Source organism: Paraburkholderia sp. PAMB 6770 (assembly GCF_057748135.1).
In genome coordinates this window covers 2992437-3013850 of record NZ_CM173238.1, presented here as the reverse complement: position 1 = coordinate 3013850, position 21414 = coordinate 2992437, and the positions used below count along the sequence as shown (strand labels likewise).

19 protein-coding genes are annotated in these 21414 nt (G+C 68.4%); 9 read left to right on the top strand and 10 right to left on the bottom strand.

Translation table 11 applies throughout. The annotated features are described in order from the left end of the window. The first annotated feature begins 31 nt into the window (after positions 1-31). Positions 32-1816 (top strand): PglL family O-oligosaccharyltransferase, encoded by a 1785-nt coding sequence (locus AC3AP7_RS13630; RefSeq protein WP_475762138.1) that lies wholly within the window; start codon positions 32-34, stop codon positions 1814-1816. Between the two features lie 156 nt (positions 1817-1972). On the opposite strand, the gene moaC is transcribed toward AC3AP7_RS13630, so the two are convergent. The 7 genes from moaC to AC3AP7_RS13595 all read right to left on the bottom strand — a co-directional run bounded on the left by moaC (position 1973) and on the right by AC3AP7_RS13595 (position 7199). Continuing rightward, positions 1973-2449 carry a cyclic pyranopterin monophosphate synthase MoaC gene (gene moaC, locus AC3AP7_RS13625; RefSeq protein ID WP_475762140.1) on the bottom strand — a complete coding sequence of 159 codons (477 nt, stop codon included), beginning with the start codon at positions 2447-2449 and terminating at the stop codon, positions 1973-1975. Positions 2450-2530: 81 nt separating this feature from the next. Continuing rightward, entirely contained in the window at positions 2531-3118 is a 588-nt protein-coding gene (locus tag AC3AP7_RS13620) for a DUF2946 family protein (protein WP_475762142.1), read from the bottom strand. Continuing rightward, positions 3111-4187, bottom strand: a complete 1077-nt coding sequence (locus AC3AP7_RS13615) for a hydrolase (protein ID WP_475762144.1) — start codon at positions 4185-4187, stop codon at positions 3111-3113. The genes AC3AP7_RS13620 and AC3AP7_RS13615 overlap by 8 nt, the downstream gene beginning before the upstream one ends. 58 nt (positions 4188-4245) lie before the next feature. Next, positions 4246-4692 carry a nuclear transport factor 2 family protein gene (locus tag AC3AP7_RS13610; protein ID WP_475762146.1) on the bottom strand — a complete coding sequence of 149 codons (447 nt, stop codon included), beginning with the start codon at positions 4690-4692 and terminating at the stop codon, positions 4246-4248. 140 nt (positions 4693-4832) lie between these two features. After that, a complete protein-coding gene (gene waaF / locus AC3AP7_RS13605) occupies positions 4833-5858 on the bottom strand; it encodes a lipopolysaccharide heptosyltransferase II (protein WP_475762148.1) in 1026 nt (341 codons plus the stop codon). A gap of 153 nt (positions 5859-6011) precedes the next feature. After that, a complete protein-coding gene (locus tag AC3AP7_RS13600; protein ID WP_475762150.1) occupies positions 6012-6206 on the bottom strand; it encodes a zinc-finger domain-containing protein in 195 nt (64 codons plus the stop codon). Positions 6207-6275: 69 nt separating this feature from the next. After that, positions 6276-7199, bottom strand: a complete 924-nt coding sequence (locus AC3AP7_RS13595; RefSeq protein WP_475762152.1) for a branched-chain amino acid transaminase — start codon at positions 7197-7199, stop codon at positions 6276-6278. A 617-nt stretch (positions 7200-7816) separates the two neighbouring features. Between AC3AP7_RS13595 and AC3AP7_RS13590 the strand changes: the two genes are divergently transcribed. The 7 genes from AC3AP7_RS13590 to AC3AP7_RS13560 all read left to right on the top strand — a co-directional run bounded on the left by AC3AP7_RS13590 (position 7817) and on the right by AC3AP7_RS13560 (position 16184). Continuing rightward, a complete protein-coding gene (locus tag AC3AP7_RS13590) occupies positions 7817-9010 on the top strand; it encodes a phosphoglycerate kinase (protein WP_475762154.1) in 1194 nt (397 codons plus the stop codon). Positions 9011-9494: 484 nt separating this feature from the next. Continuing rightward, on the top strand, positions 9495-10931 hold the full coding sequence (gene pyk, locus AC3AP7_RS13585) for a pyruvate kinase (RefSeq protein ID WP_475762156.1): 1437 nt from the start codon (positions 9495-9497) through the stop codon (positions 10929-10931). 200 nt (positions 10932-11131) lie between these two features. Next, entirely contained in the window at positions 11132-12196 is a 1065-nt protein-coding gene (gene fba / locus AC3AP7_RS13580; protein WP_475762158.1) for a class II fructose-bisphosphate aldolase, read from the top strand. Positions 12197-12338: 142 nt separating this feature from the next. Next, positions 12339-13229 (top strand): phosphoribosylaminoimidazolesuccinocarboxamide synthase, encoded by an 891-nt coding sequence (locus AC3AP7_RS13575; RefSeq protein WP_475762160.1) that lies wholly within the window; start codon positions 12339-12341, stop codon positions 13227-13229. Between the two features lie 26 nt (positions 13230-13255). After that, positions 13256-13783 carry a 5-(carboxyamino)imidazole ribonucleotide mutase gene (purE, locus tag AC3AP7_RS13570; RefSeq protein ID WP_475762162.1) on the top strand — a complete coding sequence of 176 codons (528 nt, stop codon included), beginning with the start codon at positions 13256-13258 and terminating at the stop codon, positions 13781-13783. Between the two features lie 150 nt (positions 13784-13933). Then, entirely contained in the window at positions 13934-15130 is a 1197-nt protein-coding gene (locus AC3AP7_RS13565; RefSeq protein ID WP_475762164.1) for a 5-(carboxyamino)imidazole ribonucleotide synthase, read from the top strand. A 13-nt stretch (positions 15131-15143) separates the two neighbouring features. Next, complete coding sequence (locus AC3AP7_RS13560) at positions 15144-16184, top strand: L-threonylcarbamoyladenylate synthase (RefSeq protein WP_475762166.1); 1041 nt, start codon at positions 15144-15146, stop codon at positions 16182-16184. Positions 16185-16319: 135 nt separating this feature from the next. Here AC3AP7_RS13560 and AC3AP7_RS13555 read toward each other — a convergent pair whose 3' ends face one another. The 3 genes from AC3AP7_RS13555 to dacB form a co-directional block, all read right to left on the bottom strand. Continuing rightward, complete coding sequence (locus tag AC3AP7_RS13555) at positions 16320-17588, bottom strand: SGNH/GDSL hydrolase family protein (RefSeq protein WP_475762168.1); 1269 nt, start codon at positions 17586-17588, stop codon at positions 16320-16322. A gap of 78 nt (positions 17589-17666) precedes the next feature. After that, positions 17667-18635: a sterol desaturase family protein gene (locus tag AC3AP7_RS13550; RefSeq protein WP_475762170.1), complete on the bottom strand. Its 969-nt coding sequence runs from the start codon at positions 18633-18635 to the stop codon at positions 17667-17669. Between the two features lie 182 nt (positions 18636-18817). After that, positions 18818-20446, bottom strand: a complete 1629-nt coding sequence (dacB, locus tag AC3AP7_RS13545; protein WP_475762172.1) for a D-alanyl-D-alanine carboxypeptidase/D-alanyl-D-alanine endopeptidase — start codon at positions 20444-20446, stop codon at positions 18818-18820. A gap of 303 nt (positions 20447-20749) precedes the next feature. On the opposite strand from dacB, the gene AC3AP7_RS13540 reads away from it, so the two are divergent. Next, a complete protein-coding gene (locus AC3AP7_RS13540) occupies positions 20750-21412 on the top strand; it encodes a response regulator (protein ID WP_475762174.1) in 663 nt (220 codons plus the stop codon). The last annotated feature ends 2 nt before the right edge of the window (positions 21413-21414 follow it).

The window sequence follows — 21414 nt, the reverse complement described above, 5'->3', positions numbered from 1 at the left end:
TGCGCCGGTTGCTGACGCCCTCCGGTTACTCATGCCTTCCCCATTCACGCGATATCTGTCTCTGCTTTTGCTCGCCTGTGCGTTGATTCTGCCCTACGCGGTGGTCGACCACACATATCCGATTCCGACGTTTTATGCGGAATTCACTGCGTTGTCGCTGTATGTGCTGACGAGCGCGGCGGTCGTTCTGATGGTGTCGACCGCGCGCCCGCCGGTTGCGTTCGGCACCCCCGTCGTCGCGCTCGTGCCGCTGCTGTTCGGCCTGTGGCTGGTTGCACAGACGTTCGTGCTGCCGGTCGCGCAGCCGTCGATGAACTGGCTGGGCAGCGGCTACCTGCTGGCCGCGTTCATGGCGACGCACACGGGCTTCGCGTTTTCGCGCGCGAAGCTGACCGAAACGACGCTGCGCTGGGCCGCCTGCGCGCTGATCGTGGGCGGGCTCTTTGCGGTGTTCTGCCAGGTCGTGCAACTGCTGCATCTGGAGGCGAAGTTTTCGCCGCTGGTCGTCGCGTACAACGTCACCGTGTATCGCCGGCCGTTCGGCAACATGGCGCAGGCCAATCACCTGGCCACGTACATCGCGTTCGCGATGGCGAGCGCCCTCTACCTCGTGCAGACGCGCCGCCTGCATCTGCTCGCGTGGGCGGCGCTGTCGATCGTCTACGCGGCAGGCCTCGCGCTGACCGTCTCGCGCGGACCCTGGCTGCAGATGGCAGTGATTTTCGTGGCGGGTTTCTGGATGGCGTTTGCCGAGTTCCGCCGCAACCCGGCCCTGCGCCGCAGCCACCGCGAATGGCTGATCCCGGTGGTGCTCGTCGTGCTGTTCTTCTCCGTCAACGCGGTAGTGCGCTGGGCCAATCAGCATTTTCACTTCCAGCTCGACGAATCGGCCGCCGAGCGTTTCCACGACGCGGGCCAGATCGCGCCGCGGCTCGCGCTGTGGAAATACGGCTGGACGATGTTCACGATGCACCCGCTGCTCGGGGTCGGCTGGGGCGAGTTTCCGCGTTACCAGTTCGACCTCGTGCGCGCGCTCGGCGGCGTGGAGATCGCCAACAACTCGCACGACGTGCTGATCGACCTGCTTGGCAAGACCGGCCTGCTCGGCTTCGGCATCGTCGTGACGGGTCTCGTCGCGTGGTTCGTGCGCGCGCTGCGGGTGCCGCACACGCCGGCGCGCATCTATGCGGTCACGCTGATCGGAGTCCTGACGATGCACGCGCTCGTCGAGTATCCGCAGCAATACATGTTCTTCCTGCTGCCCGCGATGTTCGTGTTCGGTCTGCTCGATACGCGCGCGCTGCGGTGGGTGCCGGGCCGCGTGTCGTTCGGACTGTATTCGCTGATCGTGTTTTTCGGCCTGGCGGTGCTGTATCCGGTCTTCCGCGACTACAACCGCGCCGAGGTGCTGTATTACGGTTCGAGCCCGGCCGAGCAGTACCGTGCCGATCCGTCGTTCCTGTTCGGCGCGTGGGGCGAGTACGGGATGGCCACGCTGCTGCCGATGAACACGGCGGACCTCGGCTACAAGCTCGCCATGCACAAGCAGGCCATCGCGCTGCTGCCCGGCGAGACGGTGCTGCGCCGCTATGCGGTGCTGCAGGCGCTCGACGGCGACACGCAAGCGGCGTTTGACACGGTCGAGCGCCTGCGGATCTTTGCCACGGAACTCAAGGACTGGCCGACCCAGCTCGCCGATCTGTACGATCTGTGCGACGAGCAAAAGACACTGGGAAGCTTCAAGGCGGCGCTCGTCAAGAAGTACGGCACGCCGCCGCCGGAGCGCGATCAGGGGGACGACGACAGCGACGGCTGAGGCCCGGCAGCATGCCGGTCACGTGTGGCGTCACCGGTGCGGGCCTGTCCGCGCGGCGGGGCGGCCGGGCGGCGGAGCAGCGGAGTAGCGAAGCGGCAGAGCAGCAGAGCAGCCGAGCAGCAGAGGGATGCCGCCGTGCCGCGCGTCACGCGCGGTTCACGCCGCCACCCAATCCCCCGACTTCCCGCCATGCTTTTCAAGCACCCTCACATCGGTGATGACCATCCCCCGGTCCACCGCCTTGCACATGTCGTAGACGGTCAGAAGGCCGACCTGCACGGCGGTCAACGCTTCCATCTCGACGCCGGTGCGCCCGAACGTTTCGACCTGCGCGGTGCAGTGGACGCCCGGAAGCTGCTCGTCGAGTTCGAAATCGATTTTCACGCGTGTGAGCGCTAGCGGGTGGCACAGCGGAATCAGATCCGCGGTGCGCTTCGCCCCCTGGATCGCCGCAATGCGCGCGACGCCGATCACGTCGCCCTTTTTCGCGCCGCCGTCGCGAATCAGCGCAAAAGTGTCCGGCCGCATCCGGATCGATCCGCGTGCGACCGCGATCCGCCGGGTTTCCTGTTTGCCGCCCACGTCCACCATGTGCGCGTGGCCGGTGGCGTCGAAATGGGTGAGTTCGGGCATCGCGAGACTCCTGTAGAGGGCGCCTATCATAGCAGCGCACCGCCGCGTGCTTCGCACGCGATGCGCCCCCGCACCGGCCGCTCAGTCCGTCCCGCGCGCGGCTTCCTGTGCGGGACTCGTGACGAAGCCAAAGCGCGCGGCGACGTCGGCGCGCGCGATCGGCCCGATCGGCAGCGCACAGTCCGCGCGCCAGCGCAGCGTGCCGCTGCGGCCGTCGTCGGCAAATTCGGCGTGCGTCGCGAGCAGGTCGAGATCGTGATCGTGCAGCACCGCGATGCGCGGCGGCGTGGCGTCATCCGCGAACAGCACGTTGCCCTCGTCGTCGAGCCATGCCGCAGCCGGCGCAAACGGGTGGCCCGCGTGATCGGTCAGCGCGAGCGCGCCGTCGTCCTGGGCGGCGAGCCGGACGACCCACGGCGTATAGCCGAGTTCGATATATACGCGCTGCGGCCCGTTCTGGAAGAACCATTGACCGCGCGCGTCCGCCTCGTAATTGCGGTTGATGAAGCCGAGCAGCGCCACATGGCGGATCGGCTCGCCGGCCGCGCCGCGCGCCTGCGCGGCTTCATCGCGCATGCGCCAGTTGCCGCGGCGGTCGAGCATCAGCCAGCCGGTGCAATGCGGGACGTTGGGCCATTTGGCGAGCGCGTCGCGAACGATGTCATCCATGATCGGCAAACGGGGCAAGGAAGGTGAGCACGCGCCGCGACAGCCAGTCGATCTGCCCCGGGAACGGTCCGGTCATGAAGCCGACGTGGCCGCCGTGCCGTGGCTGGTCGAGTTCGACCGCGGGCGAGACGTCGCCGCGCGACGGCAGCACCGCGCCCGGCAGGAACGGGTCGTTGCGCGCATTGAGCACGAGCGTGGGCACCGTGATCTGCGGCAGCAGCGGCCGGGTCGTCGCGCGCGTCCAGTAGTCGTCGGTGTCGCGAAAGCCGTGCAGCGGCGCGGTGACGACGTTGTCGAACGCGTACATCGTCCGGCTCGCGAGCATCGCCTGCCGGTCGAACAGCCCCGGATACTGATCGAGCTTGTGCATCGCCTTTGTCTTTAACGTCTTCAGGAAGCTGCGCGTGTAGATCCTGCCGAAGCCCTGCGACAGCGCGCGCCCGCCCGCATGGACGTCGAGCGGGGCCGAGATGGCCGCGGCCGCATCGACGAAGGCGGCGTCCTCGCGCCGCTCGCCCAGCCAGCGCAGCAGCACGTTGCCGCCCAGCGACACGCCCGCCGCGACGAGCGGCCCGGCATGCGTGCGGCGCAGCCGCCGCAGCACCCAGTCGACCTCGGCGCTGTCGGCGAGATGGTAGAAGCGCGGCAGCAGGTTCAGCGGGCCGCTGCAACTGCGAAAGTGCGGCACGACGCCGTGCCAGCCATGCGTCCGCGCCGCCGCCATCAGCGCGCGCGCATAGTGCGACGCGGAACTGCCCTCGAGACCGTGAAACAGCACGAGCAGCGGGCGGCCGGGTGCCGGCGCGCCCGCGGCCGGATCGTGGACGAGCCAGTCGAGTTCGATGAAATCGCCGTCAGGCGTATCCCAGCGCTCGCGCCGGTAGGCGACCGCCGGCAGGCGCGCGAACAGCGCGGGGACGATGGTTTGCGCGTGGCGGTTCGGCAGCCATAGCGGCGCCTCGTAGCGCAGTTCGGCGCGCGCCTTCGGGTGCGCGGTGCGCGCGGGGTGGAGCGGGGCGGCGTCCGGGGTTTCCGGGGTATCCGGCGTATCGGTCGGCGGCGTGTTCATTGCAGCGGTCCGCAAAGACTCAGGTGGACAGACCCGGCGGCCAGACCCGGTGCCCGGGTCAGTGCAGCGCTCCCTGCCCATGACGCATTTTCGCCGCGAACTGGTTCGCGGCTTCGTTCGGCATCGCACTCGCGTGGATATGCGCGATCCGCCATTCGCCGCGCTCGTGCACGAGCACGTAGGTGGCGAAGACCATGGTGGGCGTGGCCGCGGGGTCGACCGGGCGGTGCGCTTCGGCGATCGCATAGACGACCGTGCCGAGACTGTCGTACACGCGGATGTCGACCGGCTCGATCGACACCGGATTCGTTTCGAGCTGGACCGAGAGGCCCGCGCGAATCGCGTCGAGACCGTGCAGATGCGCGCCGTCCGCGCAGATGCAGCTCGCGAAGTCCTCGTCGATCCACAGGCCCATCAAGCTGTCGATGTTGATTTCCGCGATCGCCTGGTAGTAGGCGTTCAGCGTATCCGCGGCGGCTTCGAAGATGTGGGCAAAACGTGGCATGGCTCGTCAGTCTCTGGTGTGCGGCGGACGCGGTTGCGGGACGGCAGCCGGCGCAACCGCCCCGAGGATGCCCGCGCCGCAAGGCACGGGGATGAAACCGTGCGGCAGGCGCGCCGCGCGGCGGGCGGACGTCGGACGGCTCAACGCTGTGCGAGCAGCATGCCGCGCAGGTCGCCGAACACCTGTTCGGCGCTCAGCTGCCGCAGACAGTTCAGATGACCGAGCGGACATTCGCGCTCGAAACAGGGGCTACATTCGAGATGCAGCCATTGTACCTTTGCGAGCTCCGACAAGGGCGGCGTGTGGCGCGGATCCGTCGAGCCGTACACCGCGACGAGCGGGCGCCGCAGCGCGGCGGCGACGTGCATCAGGCCCGAATCGTTGGTGACGACGGCGCTCGCCCGCGAGATCAGCGCGCAGGCCTCGCCGAGCGCGGTCTGGCCGCACAGGTTGCGCACGTTCGGCGCGCGCTCGGCGATCGCCTGCGCGAGCGGCGCGTCTTTCGGGCCGCCGAGCGCGACGATCTGCGCATACGGGAACGACTGGCCGACGATCTGCGCGAGCGCGGCGAAATGCTCGGGCGGCCAGCGCTTGGCCGGCCCGTATTCGGCGCCGGGGCAGAACACCAGCAGCGGCACGCGCGTGTCCAGATTGAAGCGCGCCGACACCCGCATCGCCTCGTTCGGATCGGCGTCGAGGCGCGGCGCCGGCAGGTCGTCGGGTGCCCGTGCGCCCGGCGCGTACGCGAGCGCCGCGTAGTGGCCGGCCATCGGCGGCCGGGCGTCCTTGCGCGGATTCGCGTGGCGCACGTTGAGCAGACCGTAGCGATTCTCGCCGGTGTAGCCGATGCGCAGCCCGATGCCGGCCAGCCAGGGAATCAGCGCGGATTTCAGCGAGTTCGGCAGCACGTACGCGACGTCGTAGCCGACTTCGCGCAGATCGCTCGCCAGTTGCCAGCGGCGCAGGAACTGCAGCTTGCCGTGCGCGAGGTCGGTTGCGTAGACGTCGCGGATTTCGGGCATGCGTTCGAGCACGGGCGCGACCCACGTGGGCGCGACCGCATCGATCACGATGCGCGGATGCAGTTTGACGAGGCGCGAAAACAGCGGCTGCGCCATCAATGCGTCACCGATCCAGTTCGGTGCGATAACCAACGCGCGACGCATCAGGGTGGGATTCCGGAGTCGTGGGAACGCGCGGCGCGCGCAGGCGTGCCGCGTTCGGGGGTGAATGGGAGCGGGCGTGCGCGGCGCGCAGCCGGGCTGCCGGCGCGGCGCGCGGGCGGCGGCACGGCCACGCGTGAAAGCCGCGCGGTGCGGTCAGTGGCCTCGCGGCACCTCGCCGTCGCGCAGCTTGTAGCGCGTGCCGCAGTACGGGCAGCGCGCTTCGCCGTGCGTGATGTCGAGGAACACGCGCGGATGCGCGTTCCAGCGCGTCATCGACGGGTTCGGGCAGTAGGCCGGCAGGTCTTTCGCGGACAGTTCGACCAGCGGCATTTCCTTGATTTCGCTCATGGGGCTTTCTCGTGGGAGACTCGCGGCGGACGCGCCCGGGCGCGTCCGCGATCGGATGCGTTCGTGTGCTCAGACCCGGGTCAGCCAGTGCGCGTACTTTTCGCTCTTGCCGTTCACGATGTCGAAGAACCCGCTTTGCAGCTTCCCGGTGATCGGGCCGCGTGCGCCGGAGCCGATCGTGCGGTTGTCGAGCTCGCGGATCGGCGTGACTTCGGCCGCGGTGCCGGTGAAGAACGCTTCGTCGGCCGTGTAGACCTCGTCGCGCGTGATGCGCTTCTCGATCACTTCGATGCCGGCGTCCTTCGCGAGCGTGATCACCGTGTCGCGCGTGATGCCGTCGAGGCACGACGACAGGTCCGGCGTGTACAGCTTGCCGTTGTTGACGAGGAAGAAGTTTTCGCCGGAGCCTTCGGACACGTAGCCGTCGACGTCGAGCAGGAGCGCTTCGTCGTAGCCGTCCGCGGTGGCTTCCTGGTTGGCGAGGATCGAGTTCACGTACCAGCCCGACGCCTTCGCGCGGACCATCGAGACGTTCACGTGATGGCGCGTGAACGACGAGGTCTTCACGCGGATGCCCTTCGCGAGGCCGTCTTCGCCGAGATAGGCGCCCCACGGCCAGGCGGCGATCGCGACGTGGATCGTATTGCCCTTCGCCGACACGCCGAGCTTCTCGGAGCCGACCCAGATGATCGGGCGCAGATAGCACGATTCGAGCTTGTTCTCGCGCACCACTTCGCATTGCGCGGCGGCGAGCGTGGCGTGGTCGAACGGGACGTCCATCTGGAAGATCTTCGCGGAGTTCAGCAGCCGCTTCGTGTGCTCGCGCAGCCGGAAGATCGACGTGCCGCCGTCCGCCGTGCGGTACGCGCGCACGCCTTCGAAAACGCCCATTCCGTAGTGCAGCGTGTGGGTGAGGACGTGGATCTTCGCATCGCGCCAGTCGATGAGTTTGCCATCCATCCAGATCTTGCCGTCGCGGTCTGCCATTGACATACGATTCTCCAGCGGTGCGGAAATGTGAAATATTGCGTGACGCCGCGACGACCGTGGCGGCGCGCCGGCCGGTGCGCTCCCCGGACGCGCGCCGCGCCGGCCGCCGGATCGGATGCCTGTGTCCGGCACGCGGCGAAGTCCGTTATTTTAGCGTCTTTTGCCCGGACCACGGGCGCGGCGACGCAGCCGCGGCGCGCGAGCCGGGCACCCGCATGGCCGGTGCGCAGCCGGCATGCGGGTTGGCATGCGGGCTGGCATGCGGGCTGGCGTTCGGGCTGGCGTTCGGGCTGGCACGCGGGCCGGCATGCGGGCCGGCACGCAGCGGGCATGCGTGCGCCGCGGCCGGCCGGCTTCGCGAGCCGGCCGGAAGGGGCGCATGTTGCGGCGCAGCGCGCCGCCCCGCGTTGCCGCATTGTGGCCAAATACGCGACATTCACGCAGTTCCGGGCCTGCGCCGCGGAGGGATCGGGTAAAATAGCGGGCTCCCGGTTCATTGCGCCATCACGCGGCCAATGCCGGCGGCGCCGCGCCGGTGGGTCGGCCAGCCAGACCCGTCGCGCCGGCCACGCGCGCGCAGCGTCCGTCTCAGCCCTCCATTCAACCGCAACCCCACGCCCATGAAACAGGTATTGCGTCTTTCCGATCTGATCGCCGCAGGCAAGCTGTCCGGCAAGCGCGTGTTCATCCGCGCCGATCTCAACGTTCCGCAGGACGACGCGGGCCACATCACCGAGGACACCCGCATCCGCGCCTCGGTGCCGGCGATCCGCGCGGCGCTCGACGCCGGCGCCGCGGTGATGGTCACGTCGCACCTCGGCCGTCCGACCGAAGGGGAATTCAAGCCGGAAGACTCGCTCGCGCCGGTCGCGCAGCGTCTTGCCGAGCTGCTGGGCCGCGACGTGCCGCTCGTCGCGCACTGGGTCGAGAACGGCGTGCAGGTCGCGCCGGGCGACGTGGTGCTGCTCGAAAACTGCCGCGTCAACAAGGGTGAGAAAAAGGACTCGGACGAACTCGCGCAGAAAATGGCGAAGCTCTGCGACATCTACGTGAACGACGCGTTCGGCACCGCGCACCGCGCCGAGGCGACCACCCACGGCATCGCGAAGTATGCGGGCATCGCCTGCGCGGGCCCGCTGCTCGCTGCAGAACTCGACGCGCTCGGCAGCGCGCTCGGCGCGCCGAAGCGTCCGCTCGTCGCGATCGTCGCCGGCTCGAAGGTGTCGACCAAGCTGACCATCCTGAAGTCGCTCGCCGAGAAGGTCGACCAGCTGATCGTCGGCGGCGGCATCGCGAACACGTTCATGCTCGCGGCCGGGCTGAAGATCGGCAAGTCGCTCGCGGAGGCCGACCTCGTCGACGAGGCGAAGGCGATCATCGAGCAGGCGAAGGCGCGCGGCGCGTCGGTGCCGATTCCGACCGACGTCGTCACCGCCAAGGCGTTCTCGGCGAGCGCGGCGGCCGAAGTCAAGGCGGTGGCCGACGTCGAGGACGACGACCTGATCCTCGACATCGGCCCGCAGACCGCCGCGGCGCTTGCGGCCCAGCTGGAGAAGGCCGGCACGATCGTCTGGAACGGTCCGGTCGGCGTGTTCGAGTTCGACCAGTTCGGCAACGGCACGAAGACGCTGGCCGAAGCGATCGCCCGCTCGCCGGCGTTCTCGATTGCCGGCGGCGGCGATACCCTCGCCGCAATCGCCAAATACGGGATTCACGACAAGGTGAGCTACATCTCGACAGGCGGCGGCGCCTTCCTCGAATTCCTCGAAGGCAAGAAGCTGCCGGCCGTCGCGGTGCTGGAAGCGCGGGCCTGACGTGGCGACCCGCTCCCCCTCGGCAAAACCGGCCCGGCCGCGCGCGAAGGCGCAAGCCCAGGGCACCGCGGCCCGCACCGCGAAGCCGGCCGCCAGGGGGGAGCGCCCAACGCGTTCCGCTCCGGCGGCGTCCGCTTCGCCCGTATCCTCCGCTTTGTCCGCTTCAGACGTTTTATCCGCTTCATCGGCTTCACCCGCCGCGTCCGCGCTCGACGCGCAGACGCCGGCGGACGTGGCGCTCGCAGAGTCGACCATCGGGCCCGCCGCCGGCGCGCCCGCAGCACCTCGCAGCGGCCCGGCCGCGCCGCCGGCGGCACCGTCCGTGCCGCTCGCGTTGCGCGCGCTCATCTCGAACACCGCTTCATCCCACAAAGCGACGCCGGCGCGAACCGGCGCGCCGCCCCTGGCAGCATCCTCTGGTGCGCAGCCTCCGCACCTGTCTCGCAGCGCTCATTCCAGCGATACTTTTCTCACGAGGAGACTCATGCATCGCGCCACCAAGATTGTCGCCACCATCGGACCGGCTTCCAGCACGCCGGAAATCCTGCTGCAAATGATTCGCGCAGGGCTCGATGTGATACGTCTGAATTTTTCGCACGGCACCGCCGACGACCATCGCCAGCGCGCCGAGTTCGTGCGCGAGGCGGCTCGCCAGGCCGGCCGCGAAGTCGCCATCATGGCGGACCTGCAAGGACCGAAGATCCGCGTCGGCAAGTTCGAGAACGGCAAGGTCACGCTCGCGGCGGGCACGCCGTTCATCCTCGACGCCGAATGCGAACTCGGCAATGAGGAGCGCGTCGGCCTCGACTACAAGGATCTGCCGCGCGACCTGAAGCCGGGCGACGTGCTGCTGCTGAACGACGGGCTGATCGTGCTCGACGTCGCGCGCGTGATCGGCACCGAGATTCACACGGTCGTGCGCATCGGCGGCGACCTGTCGAACAACAAGGGCATCAACCGCCAGGGCGGCGGCCTGACCGCGCCCGCGCTGACCGCGAAGGACATGGAGGACATCCGCACGGCGATGTCGCTCGGCGCGGACTACGTCGCGGTATCGTTCCCGAAGAACGCCACCGACATGGAGATGGCCCGCCAGCTCGCGAACATCGCCGGCGCGCCGTTCGGCATCAAGCCGAAGATGATCGCGAAGATCGAGCGCGCCGAGGCGATTCCGGCGCTGCAGGGCATTCTCGACGCATCCGACGGCGTCATGGTCGCGCGCGGCGATCTGGCCGTGGAAGTGGGCAATGCCGCCGTGCCGGCGCTGCAAAAGCGGATGATCCGGATGGCGCGCGAATCGAACAAGTTCGTGATCACCGCCACGCAGATGATGGAGTCGATGATCCACGCGCCGGTGCCGACCCGCGCCGAAGTGTCCGACGTCGCGAACGCGGTGCTCGACGGCACCGACGCGGTGATGCTGTCGGCGGAATCGGCGGCCGGCAAGTACCCGGTGCAGACCATCGAGACGATGGCGGCGATCTGCGTCGAAGCGGAAAAGTCGGAGCAGTCGGAGCTGGACAAGGATTTCCTCGACCGCACGTTCACGCGTATCGACCAGTCGATCGCCATGGGCGCGCTGTTCACCGCGTTCCACCTGGGCGCGAAGGCGATCGTCGCGCTGACGGAATCCGGTTCCACCGCGCTGTGGATGTCGCGCCACTGGATTCACGTGCCGATTTTCGCGCTCACGCCGCGCGTCGGCAGCGAGCGGGCCATGTCGATCTACCGCAACGTGACGCCGCTGCATCTGGATACCAGCAGCGACCGCGACACGGCGCTGCAGCAGGCGCTCGAAACGGTGGTGAGCAAGGGCTACGCGTCGCGCGGCGACATGGTCGTGCTGACCGTCGGCGAGCCGATGGGCCAGGCCGGCGGGACGAATACGCTGAAGATCGTGCGGGTGGGCGAACCGTACTGACCGGCTGCACGCTTCAGGTTGCCCCCGATCGGCACGCCGCATGCACCCGCGGCGTCTCTTCGCGCGCAGCGCGTCGTCCGTGAGCCGGGTGGTCCCGGTGGACGGCGCGGCTTGCGCGCGGGAACGCGGTTTGCATCGCGATAGAATCGCAATAATAGATGCCGACGGCACAGGATTTGTTTCAATCTAAGGAGTAAAGCATGCCTCTCGTATCAATGCGTCAGTTGCTGGACCATGCCGCCGAAAACGGCTATGGGCTGCCGGCGTTCAACGTGAACAACCTGGAACAGGTGCAGGCGATCATGGCGGCGGCCGATCAGGTCGGCGCGCCGGTGATCATGCAGGCGTCCGCCGGTGCGCGCAAATATGCGGGCGAGGCGTTCCTGCGTCACCTGATCGAGGCCGCGGTCGAGTCTTATCCGCATATTCCGGTCGTGATGCACCAGGACCACGGGCAGTCGCCGGCCGTCTGCATGGCGGCGATCCGCAGCGGCTTCACGAGCGTGATGATGGACGGCTCGCTGCAGGCCGACGGCAAGAGCGTTGCGTCATACGAATACAACGTCGACGTGTCGCGCAAGGTGGTCGAGCTCGCGCATTCGATCGGCGTGACGGTCGAGGCCGAACTGGGCGTGCTCGGCTCGCTCGAAACGATGAAGGGCGATAAGGAAGACGGCCACGGCGCCGACGGCACGATGACCCGCGAACAGCTGCTCACCGACCCGGAGCAGGCCGCCGACTTCGTGCGCCTGACCCAGTGCGATGCGCTCGCCATCGCGATCGGCACGTCGCACGGCGCGTACAAGTTCAGCAAGAAGCCGACGGGCGACATCCTGTCGATCCAGCGCATCAAGGAAATCCATGCGCGCATTCCGAACACGCACCTCGTGATGCACGGCTCGTCGTCGGTGCCGCAGGAGCTGCTCGCGGAAATCCGCGAATTCGGCGGCGACATGAAGGAAACCTACGGCGTGCCGGTCGAGGAAATCCAGGAAGGCATCCGTCACGGCGTGCGCAAGGTGAACATCGACACGGACCTGCGTCTGGCGATCACCGGTGCAATCCGGCGCTTCATGGCGGAAAATCCGGGCAAGTTCGATCCGCGCGATTACCTGAAGCCGGCCCGCGAAGCGACGAAGAAAGTCTGCCTCGACCGCTACGTGCAGTTCGGCTGCGAAGGCCAGGGCGCGAAGATCAAGCCGGTCGCCCTTGATAAAATGGCGGAGAAGTATCAGTCGGGCGCGCTCGCGCAAGTCGTTCGCTGATACGGGCGGTATCGCGCGGCCCTGGCCGTCCGGCCAGGTTGCCGTCCGTAGCGCCGTTCCCGCAAGATAGGGGAACGGCGCTTGCTATTTGTTGCCGCCTCTTGTCGTCCCACCGTTGTCCCCTTTTTAGCGAACTACGACGATGTCTACCCTCTACGAATCCTCCCTCCGCTCGCTGCCGCTGCTCGGCCGCGGCAAGGTCCGCGACAACTACGCGGTGGGCCACGACCAGTTGCTGATCGTCACGACCGACCGTCTGTCGGCGTTCGACGTCGTGCTGGGCGAGCCGATTCCGAACAAGGGGCGCGTGCTGAACCAGATGGCCAATTTCTGGTTCGACAAGCTGAAGCACATCGTGCCGAACCACCTGAGCGGCGTCGCGCCCGAGTCGGTCGTGGCGGCGGACGAGGCGGAGCAGGTGAGGGGCCGCGCGGTCGTCGTCAAGCGCCTCGAACCGATCCTCGTGGAGGCGGTGGTGCGCGGCTATCTCGCGGGCAGCGGCTGGAAGGACTATCAGGCGAGCGGCTCGGTGTGCGGCGTCGCGCTGCCCGCTGGCTTGCAGAACGCGCAAAAGCTGCCCGAGCCGATCTTCACGCCCGCCGCGAAAGCGGAAATGGGGCATCACGACGAAAACATCACGTACGACGAGATGGAACGGCGCATCGGCACCGAACTGTCGGCGACCATCCGCGACATCTCGATCCGCCTGTACAAGGAAGCGGCCGATTATGCGGCGACGCGCGGCATCATCATTGCCGATACCAAGTTCGAATTCGGTCTCGACAACGACGGCAAGCTCTACCTGATGGACGAGGCCCTGACCGCGGATTCGTCGCGTTTCTGGCCGGCGGACCAGTACCAGGTCGGCACGAACCCGCCGTCGTTCGACAAGCAGTTCGTGCGCGACTGGCTTGAAACGCAGCCGTGGAAGAAAGAGCCGCCCGCGCCGAAGCTGCCGGAGGACGTCGTTGCCCGCACGGCGGCGAAGTACCAGGAGGCGCTCGAGCGCCTGACCGGGCAAACGCTCGCCTGACGCCCGCGCAAAAGGAAGCCTGAGACATGAGTGAAGCCGTATCCGCCCAGACTGCTCACACGCATGCCGCCCCGCTTGTCGGCGTGCTGATGGGATCCAGCTCCGACTGGGAAGTGATGAAACACGCCGTTGCGATCCTGCAGGAGTTCGGCGTGCCGTACGAAGCCCGCGTGGTCTCCGCGCACCGGATGCCGGACGAGATGTTCGCGTATGCCGAGGGTGCGCGCGAGCGCGGCCTGCGCGCGATCATCGCCGGCGCCGGCGGCGCCGCGCACCTGCCGGGCATGCTGGCGGCGAAGACCACGGTGCCGGTGCTCGGCGTGCCGGTGGCGAGCAAGTACCTGAAGGGCGTGGATTCGCTGCATTCGATCGTGCAGATGCCCAAGGGCGTGCCCGTCGCGACGTTTGCGATCGGCGAGGCCGGTGCCGCCAACGCGGCGCTGTTCGCGGTGTCGATCCTGAGCGTCACGTCGGCCGATCATGCGAACCGCCTGGCGGCGTTCCGCGTGCGCCAGAACGAAGCCGCGCATGCGATGGTGTTGCCTGCGCTGTAGGTGCCCGCATCCATTCCGTAAGACGCCGGCGTGCCCCTGGCGCGCCGGCTGTGACCGATCACTGAGATGACACAATCCCCACGCTCACTTCACCCGCATGCTCACGAGGACGCTTCGGCTTCCGCGGGCGCGGCGGGTCGGGAGACCGAGATGACGCCGGACAATGCCCCGGTTTCCGCCATCCTGCCCGGCGCATGGCTGGGCATGGTCGGCGGCGGCCAGCTCGGCCGCATGTTCTGTTTCGCCGCCCAGGCCATGGGCTACCGCGTCGCCGTGCTGGATCCGGACGCGACGAGCCCGGCCGGCACCGTCGCGGACCGCCACCTGTGCGCCGCATACGACGATGAAGCGGCGCTCACCGAACTGGCCCGGCTGTGCGCTGCGGTATCCACCGAGTTCGAGAACGTGCCGGCCGCGAGCCTGGATTTCCTCGCGCGCACCACCTTCGTGAGTCCGGCGGGCCGCTGTGTGGCGATCGCCCAGGACCGCATCGCGGAGAAGCGCTTCATCGCCGGATCGGGCGTGCCGGTTGCGCCGCACGTCGTGATCGAATCGTCCGAAGCGCTCGCCGCGCTCGACGACGCGGCGCTCCAGGCCGTGCTGCCCGGCATTCTGAAGACCGCGCGCCTCGGCTACGACGGCAAGGGCCAGGTGCGCGTCGCCAATGCGCACGAAGTGCGCGAGGCGCACGCGTCGCTCGGCGGCGTGCCCTGCGTGCTGGAGAAACGCTTGCCGCTGAAGTTCGAAGTGTCGGCGCTGATCGCGCGCGGCGCGAACGGCACTTCGGCAGTGTATCCGCTCGCGCAGAACGTGCATCGCAACGGCGTGCTCGCGCATACGATCGTGCCGGCGCCGGACGCGAGCGCGGCGCTCGTCGTGCAGGCGCAGCAGGCGGCGCTGCAGATCGCCGCGCGGCTCGGCTATGTCGGGGTGCTGTGCGTCGAGTTCTTCGTGCTCGACGACGGCACGCTGGTGGCCAACGAAATGGCCCCGCGTCCGCACAATTCCGGCCACTATACCGTCGACGCCTGCGCGACCAGCCAGTTCGAGCAGCAGGTGCGCGCAATGACCGGCATGCCGCTTGGCGACACGCGGCAGCATTCGCCGGCGGTCATGCTGAACATTCTCGGCGACGTCTGGTTTCCGGACGGCGCCAAAAGCGCGCCGGTCACGCCGCCGTGGCAGGAGGTGGCGGCCATGCCGACCGCGCGCCTGCATCTGTACGGCAAGGAAGAAGCGCGGCCCGGCCGCAAGATGGGGCACGTCAACTTCACGGCGGCGTCGCTGGACGAGGCCCGCACCGCGGCGCGCGATTGCGTGCGCCTGCTGCATATTCCCCAGAGCTGAGACGCACGTCGCCATGACGGATCAAGCACGCCCCGCCGGCGCGGTGCAGCCGGACGCAGCCCAGATCGCGCACGCTGCGGCCCTGCTCGCCGCGGGCGAACTCGTCGCGTTTCCCACCGAAACCGTCTACGGGCTCGGCGGCGATGCGCAAAACCCCGAGGCCATTGCGCGCATCTATGCGGCCAAGGGGCGGCCCGCCAATCATCCAGTGATTGTCCATCTCGCGCCGCAGGGCGACCCCGGCTACTGGGCCGCGCAGGTGCCGCCGGAGGCGCTGCGGCTGATCGACGCGTTCTGGCCGGGCCCGCTCACGCTGATCCTGAAGCGCGCGGCCCATATTTCCGCGGCGGTGAGCGGCGGGCAGGACTCGGTCGGGCTGCGCTGTCCGTCGCATCCGGTCGCGCAGGCATTGCTCGGCGCGTTCAGCGCGCTGCGCGACGGTCACGGCGGCGTCGCGGCGCCGTCGGCGAACCGCTTCGGGCATGTCAGCCCCACCACCGCCCAGCACGTGCGCGACGAGTTCGGCGGCACGATTCACGTGCTTGACGGCGGTCCGTCGGAGGTCGGGATCGAGTCGACCATTCTCGATCTGTCGCGCGGTTTCCCCGCGTTGTTGCGGCCAGGCCATATCACGCCGCAGGATATCGCCGAAGTCCTCGGCGAAGCGCCGCGTCTGCCGGATGGCTCGGATGCCACCGCGCCGCGCGCGTCGGGCACGCTCAAGGCGCATTACGCGCCGCGCACCCCGCTCGTGCTGGCGCCGTTCGAGACGCTCGAAGCGCTGCTCGGCGCGCGGCAAGGCGACGAGCCGGTGGCGCTCGTCGCGCGTGCGTCGCGCGCCGGCCAGTGGGCGGATGCACCGCATGTGCATTTCGTTGCCGCACCGGAGGAGCCGCACCTGTACGCGCGCGAACTGTACGGGTTGCTGCGCGCGCTGGATTGCGCCCAGGTCGAGCGCATCCTGATCGAAAAACTGCCCGAGACGATCGAGTGGATCGCGGTCAACGATCGCCTCGGGCGTGCCGCCGCCGCGTTCGAAGCGCAGCAGCACTAGGTCTTTTCACGCATGCCCGGCGGGCTCGGTACGGTCCGCTGCCCACGTTAAAACACCCCGCTGCCTTGCGGCAAGCGGGGTGTCGAAGTGCGCGCGCGGTCGTGCGGCGTGCCGGCCGTAGCGGCCGGCACGGCATCAGTTGCCGAAGCCCGCGGCGACGAACTGCTGCTCCACATATTGCGCGAACAGCGCGTGCAACGCCGTCGTCGGGTGCACCGTGTCCGCGAACATGTAGGTCGTCGCGGCGTTGGACGCCACCAGCGTCTGCGGCGAGCAGAACAGCGACGAGCCGAATTGCGTGCCGTACTCCGCAGCCGTCAGCCCGGTACCGGTCAGCACCGACGGATTGGCGGTCGCGTACGCGGTCGCATTGGTTTCCATTTGCGTCAGGTTGCAGGCGGTGGCCGTGTTCGTCACCGTGAAGCCTTCGGCCTGCGCGTTCGGCAGCGCGGTGCCGTCGAGCCACGTGAACGTATCGATCCACACCACTTTCTGGCCCGACGCGAGCGTCCAGACACCGTTGGTCGGCTGTGCGCCGAGCGCGGTGCTGATCGACGTTTCGAGCAGGTAGTTGTAGGCCGCGGTAATCGCGGTCAGCAGCGAGGCGCCCTGGGTGCCCTCCGCGACGCCCATCGGCGTGTTGCCGATGTCCGGCACGTTCATCACCGCGACGCGCGTCGCGCCCCCCTTCAGGATCGGCCCGACCACCTCGCTCGCCATCGCTTCGGCCGCCTGGCCCAGTTGCATCGACGCGATCGTCTGGGCAATCGCGCCCACTACCGCTTGCTGCACCACCGCGGCCGGCTGGCCGGCAGTGCTGGTTTCCGCGGTGGTCGCGGCGGTTTCGATCGCCGTCAGCGAACTCGAGTTTTCCAGCGTCTGGAAGATGTCGTTCGCGCCGCCGTTGACGAGCACGAGCTGTCCCGAGTTGAAGCTGCCATGTGCGCTCAGGTATTCCGACACCTGCGTTGCGACCGGCACGGTCGTGGCCGCCATGTTGTTCGGCGCCCAGCCCAAGCCCTGCGCCACCGTGACGTCCGAGCCGCCCTGCGCGTAGCCGTAGCCGCCGGTCGCCACGAGCGGGTCGCCGAAGCCCCCTTCATAGGCCGGCGTCAGCGTGCCGCCGTAGTATTCCGCGATCTTTTGCGTCCAGATTTCGCCCGGATTGGTCGTGAAGCGGCCGCCGCCGAAGTCCGCCGCGATCACCGGCGAATAGGTGCCGACATCCGACAGGCTGTCACCGAACGAGACGACTTGCAGGTTAGCGCCGCCCGCCGGCGTGCTGCTCGCGTTGCTGCTGCTGCCGCCGCCTCCGCAGGCCGTCAGCATCGCGAACGCGGCGCTGGCAAGCGCGGCCTGGGTGAGGCGAAGCATGGCTCGATGGGGGGTTCCCTGTTGTTTCATTTTGATTTCATCTCCTCGTAGATGGCCTTTGCCATGTGATGCAGGTGGCGCCCTCCGCTTGCGCGGCGCGGCGGCCGCTTACAGAATCTTCGGGGGCCGTTGCGGCAGGTCCAGCGCGCGAGCGCCGCCGGTATTGCTGCCGGCATTGCTGCCGGTGACGCTGCCTGCGCCGCACCCGCCGTCCTCGCCCGCGCGCCGCGCGTGCCAGGCGGCCGCCCAGGCGGGCGGGGCGAACAGCGCGCGCAGCTTGTTGCGCCAGCCCCGCACCGCGACGAAGTCGGCGGCCATCGACCCCCATTCGTGAAACGTCGCCTTCAGCGGGTTGTACGTGTGCAGCGGCTCGACGATGCCGTAGACCGGTGCGTCGCGCGGATCTTCCTCGACGTAGGTGCCGAACAGCCGGTCCCAGATCACCAGCACGCCCGCGTAGTTGCGGTCGATATAGCGGTCGTTGCGCGCGTGATGGACGCGATGGATCGACGGCGTGTTCAGCACGTATTCGAGCCAGCCGAGCTTGCCGACCGTCTGCGTGTGCACGAAGAACTGGAACGCGAGGTTGATGAGCACGATCGCGATGATCTGCCGCGGCGGAAAGCCGAGCACCGCGAGCGGAATCCAGAACACCCACATGCCGGCGACCGGGTACATCAGGCTCTGGCGAAACGCGGTCGACAGGTTCATGCGCTCCGACGAATGATGCACGACATGCGCGGCCCATAACCAGCGCACGCGGTGACTGCAGCGATGAAATACGTAGTAGAGCAGATCCTGCGCGACGAACAGCACCGCAAACGAGCGCCAGCCCGGCTGCCACGTGTGCACGCGGAAGTGATCGTAGCAATACGCATAGACGGGAATGACCGCGAGCCAGGCGAGCTTGTCCGCGGCCTGCTGCATCAGCGCGAGCGCCGCGTTGCAGAGCGTGTCGCGCCAGCTGTAGAGCTGCGCGCCGGGGCGCGTGCGATGCAGGTGCCACGCTTCCCAGCCGATGCACGCGAGGAAGACCGGCGCCATGGCAAGCAGGAGCAATTCGGCATCGAATTGCATGTCCGTCTTCCTCCGTGGTCCCTGGCCGCCGCGAGTGCCGCGGCGGAAGTTGTCGTTATGGCCGGCGGCGTGGTCTGGCGGTCCCGGCAGACCGGTCCGCAAACGCGAGATGCGCGCTCAACACTGCCCGCAAGCGTACACGCTCCGGGGCTTGTCGCGCGCGGCTTCGCTAGAGGAGTTCCTCAGTGGGGGTGGCGCCAGTGCGGGTTTTTCCTGGGCTTGCGGCGCGGCTCCGGGTCGACCTCGCGGATCGGCTCGGTCGGTCCCTGGTAGACCCATTCGAGCAGCGCGTCGTGCGCCGCGCGCGCGGCTTCCGCACGCGGATCGTTGATCAGGCTCACGACCACGTAGCTCACGCCGTCGGCGGATGCGACATAGCCCGCAATCGCGCGGACGTTGCGCAGCGTGCCGGTCTTGATGTGCGCATTGCCGCGCACGGGCGCGGTTGTCAGACGGTTGCGCATCGTGCCGTCGACCCCGACGATCGGCAGCGAATTGACGAAGTCCTGCGCGACCGGGCTCGCGTTGGCCGCCTGCAGCACGTCCGCGAGCGTGAGCGCCGTCACGCGCGCGTCGCGCGAGAGCCCGGAGCCGTTGTCGATCGTCAGGTACGTGGTGTCGAGCCCCTGGCGCTGCAGGAACGTCTCGATCGTCTCGCGCGATTTCTGCAGCGTACCGGGCGGTTTGAGCCGGACCGCGCCGAGCGTCAGGAACAGATTGCGCGCCATCGTGTCGTTGCTGAACTTGTTGATGTCGTGCACGACGTCCGCGAGCGTCGGGCCGTCGTGTATCGCGACGAGGCGCGCGTCGCGCGGCACCGCGCCGTCGCGCGTCGTGCCGGTGAACGTGCCGCCGCTTTGCTGCCACAGCGCGAGAAAGCCGCCCGCGAAGAACGCCGAATGATCGAGCACCGCCATGTTGATCGCCCGCGGACCGCAGCGCTCGGACAGCTCGCCGGTGAATTCCGCGGTGACCGTGCCATCGGGCTGCTGCGCGATGCGCGGTGTCGGCACGTCGCCGCGACACGGGCCGCGCGTTTCGCGCAGCGCGTTGTCGATGCGCAGTTGCGACAGTTCGGGCAGCACGTCGATCGCGACGCGGCCGTCGCGCGACGGGGTCATCGTGAACGTGAGCGACTTGAACGCGTAGAGCAGCGGGTCGGGTCCGACGTTGTACGGCGCGGTGACGTCGTCGTCGAACGGCGGCAGGTCGCGCGTGGAAATGTCGAAGTACTGCTTGTCGAGCACGAGCGCGCCGTCGATGCCGTTGATGCCGGCCTTGCGGATCTTCTGCACCAGGTCGATCAGTTCCTCGGGCACGAGCTTCGGGTCGCCGGTGCCGCGAATGTACAGGTTGCCGTGCAGGATGCCGTTCGCGTCGAGCGTGCCGTCCGCGTAGGCGCTGGTGCGCCAGCGGTAGTCCGGCCCGAGCATCGACAGGCCCGACCAGGTGGTGATGATCTTCATCGTCGAGGCGGGCAGCATCGGCTTGCCCGCGTTCAGCGCGACGATCGGCGTGCGGTCGCCGACCTTCTCGATGACGACGCTCACGTCCGATAGCGGCACGTGGGCCCGCTCGAATCCGAGCATCACCTGGCGCGGCAATACGGTGCTCACGTTCACCGACGGGTGCGTCGTGCGATGGCGTGCGTCGGCGGGCGTCGCGACGCACAGCGCGGCGCAGGCGAACACCGTCAGCGCCGCGCATGGGCGCACGGCGGCGCGGGCGATCTTCGGGACAGGATGACGGGCAGGGGGGGCGAGGCGGCGCGCAAAGCGGCGCGCGAGAGAAGACAGGAAAGCAGACATCATGACCGGGTGAAAAAGCGCAAGGGGCGGAAATCGGCGTAGCCAGGCGCCGTGCGCGACGCGTGCCATGCCGGGATTGCTGGGGCGGCTGTCGCGCATCCGTCCGCTTTCGACGGGGCCAGATCGACGTCGCGTGCCGCGCAAAAGCGCTCATTGTAGAGACATGACGCGCCAACGGTGTAACTGACGTGCACGCGATGCGCGGGTTCCGCACGCGCCGCGCGGCCGTTCGCGTGTGCGGGCGCACGCGGGCGGGGCCGGGCGCTAGAATGCGGGCATCGTCATGTTTCGGGGAATCGTGCAGCCATGCGCATACTGCTTGTCGAAGACGATCGCATGATCGCGGAAGGTGTCCGTAAGGCGCTGCGCGGCGAAGGCTTCGCGGTGGACTGGGTCGAAGACGGCGAGGCCGCGCTCAGCGCCGCAAGCGGCGAACCTTACGATCTGGTTCTGCTCGATCTGGGCCTGCCGCGGCGCGACGGGCTCGACGTGCTGCGCACGCTGCGCGCGCGCGGCCAGACGCTGCCGGTATTGATCGTCACCGCGCGCGACGCGGTGGCCGAACGCGTGAAAGGGCTCGACGCCGGCGCGGACGACTATCTCGTGAAGCCGTTCGATCTCGACGAACTCGGCGCCCGCATGCGCGCGCTGATTCGCCGCCAGGCCGGCCGCAGCGATTCGACGATCCGCCACGGCACGCTCACGCTCGACCCCGCGTCGCACCAGGTGACGCTCGACGGCGCGCCGGTCGCGCTCTCCGCGCGCGAGTTCGCGCTGCTCGAGGCGCTGCTCGTGCGGCCGGGCGCGGTGCTCTCGAAGAGCCAGCTCGAAGAGAAAATGTACGGCTGGGGCGAGGAAATCGGCAGCAACACCGTCGAGGTCTACATTCACGCGCTGCGCAAGAAGCTCGGCGCGGACCTGATCCGCAACGTGCGCGGGCTCGGCTACATGATCGCGAAGGAAGCGTGAGC

What these genes read in the sequence shown, in the direction of transcription:
- AC3AP7_RS13610 (WP_475762146.1), bottom strand. Translation starts at nt 4,692, where the DNA reads ATGCCACGTTTTGCCCACATCTTCGAAGCCGCCGCGGATACGCTGAAC.
- AC3AP7_RS13560 (WP_475762166.1), top strand. Translation starts at nt 15,144, where the DNA reads ATGACGGATCAAGCACGCCCCGCCGGCGCGGTGCAGCCGGACGCAGCC.
- waaF (WP_475762148.1), bottom strand. Translation starts at nt 5,858, where the DNA reads ATGCGTCGCGCGTTGGTTATCGCACCGAACTGGATCGGTGACGCATTG.
- AC3AP7_RS13615 (WP_475762144.1), bottom strand. Translation starts at nt 4,187, where the DNA reads ATGAACACGCCGCCGACCGATACGCCGGATACCCCGGAAACCCCGGAC.
- AC3AP7_RS13630 (WP_475762138.1), top strand. Translation starts at nt 32, where the DNA reads ATGCCTTCCCCATTCACGCGATATCTGTCTCTGCTTTTGCTCGCCTGT.
- fba (WP_475762158.1), top strand. Translation starts at nt 11,132, where the DNA reads ATGCCTCTCGTATCAATGCGTCAGTTGCTGGACCATGCCGCCGAAAAC.
- purE (WP_475762162.1), top strand. Translation starts at nt 13,256, where the DNA reads ATGAGTGAAGCCGTATCCGCCCAGACTGCTCACACGCATGCCGCCCCG.
- AC3AP7_RS13600 (WP_475762150.1), bottom strand. Translation starts at nt 6,206, where the DNA reads ATGAGCGAAATCAAGGAAATGCCGCTGGTCGAACTGTCCGCGAAAGAC.
- AC3AP7_RS13590 (WP_475762154.1), top strand. Translation starts at nt 7,817, where the DNA reads ATGAAACAGGTATTGCGTCTTTCCGATCTGATCGCCGCAGGCAAGCTG.
- AC3AP7_RS13620 (WP_475762142.1), bottom strand. Translation starts at nt 3,118, where the DNA reads ATGGATGACATCGTTCGCGACGCGCTCGCCAAATGGCCCAACGTCCCG.
- dacB (WP_475762172.1), bottom strand. Translation starts at nt 20,446, where the DNA reads ATGATGTCTGCTTTCCTGTCTTCTCTCGCGCGCCGCTTTGCGCGCCGC.
- AC3AP7_RS13575 (WP_475762160.1), top strand. Translation starts at nt 12,339, where the DNA reads ATGTCTACCCTCTACGAATCCTCCCTCCGCTCGCTGCCGCTGCTCGGC.
- AC3AP7_RS13565 (WP_475762164.1), top strand. Translation starts at nt 13,934, where the DNA reads ATGACGCCGGACAATGCCCCGGTTTCCGCCATCCTGCCCGGCGCATGG.
- moaC (WP_475762140.1), bottom strand. Translation starts at nt 2,449, where the DNA reads ATGCCCGAACTCACCCATTTCGACGCCACCGGCCACGCGCACATGGTG.
- pyk (WP_475762156.1), top strand. Translation starts at nt 9,495, where the DNA reads ATGCATCGCGCCACCAAGATTGTCGCCACCATCGGACCGGCTTCCAGC.
- AC3AP7_RS13540 (WP_475762174.1), top strand. Translation starts at nt 20,750, where the DNA reads ATGCGCATACTGCTTGTCGAAGACGATCGCATGATCGCGGAAGGTGTC.
- AC3AP7_RS13595 (WP_475762152.1), bottom strand. Translation starts at nt 7,199, where the DNA reads ATGTCAATGGCAGACCGCGACGGCAAGATCTGGATGGATGGCAAACTC.
- AC3AP7_RS13555 (WP_475762168.1), bottom strand. Translation starts at nt 17,588, where the DNA reads ATGAAACAACAGGGAACCCCCCATCGAGCCATGCTTCGCCTCACCCAG.
- AC3AP7_RS13550 (WP_475762170.1), bottom strand. Translation starts at nt 18,635, where the DNA reads ATGCAATTCGATGCCGAATTGCTCCTGCTTGCCATGGCGCCGGTCTTC.